We start from the raw sequence: 1,899 nt of genomic DNA, 5'->3' as shown, positions 1-1,899 counted from the left end.
TTAAAAATGCTGATATGACCGCTACTTTCCGGCTCGCACCCAGCCCTTTTCCAACTACGCTCATCCCCGCACATGAACTCTCTTTGGCCGATCACGTCTGATAGGAGGAAATGCGCCCCGACTCGCGCTAAACTGCGCGGGTTTTTAGCCCCCCCATTCCACCGGAGCCGTCCATGTCCCGCGTTACCTTGAGTCGCTATTTGATTGAGCAGACCCGCAGCAACAACACTCCTGCCGATCTGCGCTTCCTGATCGAAGTGGTGGCGCGTGCTTGCAAGGAGATCAGCCACGCCGTTTCCAAAGGCGCCCTGGGCGGCGTTTTGGGCAGCATGGGCACTGAAAACGTTCAGGGCGAAGTGCAGAAGAAGCTCGACGTGATCTCCAACGAAATCCTGCTCGAAGCCAACGAGTGGGGTGGTCACCTGGCCGGCATGGCGTCCGAAGAAATGGACAACGCCTACCAGATCCCGGGCAAATACCCGAAAGGCGCCTACCTGCTGGTATTCGACCCACTGGACGGTTCGTCGAACATCGACATCAACGCCCCGGTTGGCACCATCTTCTCGGTACTGCGTTGCCCGAACGAATACCTGAGCCAGAACGAAGCCCTGAACGAAAAGGCTTTCCTGCAGCCAGGCACCCAGCAGGTTGCCGCCGGCTACGCGATCTATGGCCCACAGACCATGCTGGTACTGACCCTGGGCGACGGCGTGAAAGGCTTCACCCTCGACCGCGAAATGGGCAGCTTCGTCCTGACCCACGAGAACATCACCATTCCTGAATCCACCCAGGAATTCGCCATCAACATGTCCAACCAGCGTCACTGGGAAGCTCCGGTACAGCGCTACGTTGAGGAATTGCTGGCTGGCGAAGAAGGTCCGCTGAAAAAGAACTACAACATGCGTTGGGTTGCCGCGATGGTGGCCGACGTACACCGCATCCTGACCCGTGGTGGCCTGTTCATGTACCCACGTGACAGCCGTGAGCCATCCAAGCCGGGCAAGCTGCGCCTGATGTACGAAGCCAACCCGATGTCGTTCCTCGTGGAACAAGCGGGCGGCGCTTCGACCAACGGCCATCAGCGCATCCTCGACATTCAGCCTGAAGGCCTGCACCAGCGTTGCGCGGTGTTCCTCGGCTCGAAAGAAGAAGTGGCCCGCGCCACGGCGTACCACAAGGAGTAAAACCATGAACGAGCCCTGGCAGCCGTTGCTCGAATGGTGGTTCGGAACATCCGGATCAGCAAACGAAGTGGCGGCGCAGAAGGGCAAGTTATGGTTCGGCAAGCGTGACAGTCAGGACCTCGAAGCGCGCACGCGTTTCGGGGACTGGGTTGAGCAGGCACTGGCCGGCGGATTGACCGAGTGGGCGCAACGCCCCGAAGGTTGGCTGGCCCTGGTGCTGTTGCTCGATCAACTGCCACGCATGCTCTTTCGCGATTCCCCCAAAGCCTTTTCCGGAGACATCAGAGCCCAGGCCCTGGTGGCACAAGGCATCGCCGCGGATTTCGATCGGCAATTGCAGCCGATCCAGCGGGTGTTCATCTATCTGGTGCTGGAGCACTGCGAACACCTGCCGGTGCAAAACGAATGCATCTCGCGTTACATCGAATTGATCGCGCAACAGCCGGAGAGCGATCGGGCGCTGTTTGCTGATTACCTGGATTACGCCGAGAAACACCAGAAGGTGATTGCCCAGTTTGGGCGGTTTCCCCATCGCAATGAGGTGTTGGGGCGGGAGTCTACGGTTGAAGAGCTGGAGTTTCTTTCTAAGCCCGGTTCAAGGTTCTAAATATCCTTCGCCAGTGATGGCCTCTTCGCGGGCAAGCCCGCTCCCACAGGTATCGCGGTGAACACAATATTTGTGTACGACGCAAAACCCTGTGGGAGCGGGCTTGCC

2 protein-coding genes are annotated in these 1,899 nt (G+C 58.8%); both read left to right on the top strand.

All coding sequences use genetic code 11. The features are described from left to right. The first annotated feature begins 173 nt into the window (after positions 1-173). Entirely contained in the window at positions 174-1,184 is a 1,011-nt protein-coding gene (locus ACRESJ_RS17480) for a class 1 fructose-bisphosphatase (protein WP_431759021.1), read from the top strand. A gap of 4 nt (positions 1,185-1,188) precedes the next feature. Next, a complete protein-coding gene (locus tag ACRESJ_RS17475) occupies positions 1,189-1,791 on the top strand; it encodes a DUF924 family protein (RefSeq protein WP_431759020.1) in 603 nt (200 codons plus the stop codon). Positions 1,792-1,899 lie beyond the last annotated feature (108 nt).

Source organism: Pseudomonas sp. (genome assembly GCF_050739655.1).
Taxonomy (GTDB): domain Bacteria; phylum Pseudomonadota; class Gammaproteobacteria; order Pseudomonadales; family Pseudomonadaceae; genus Aquipseudomonas.
Note: the sequence above shows the minus strand (reverse complement) of the source record. Positions and strands in the feature narration are given on the sequence as shown.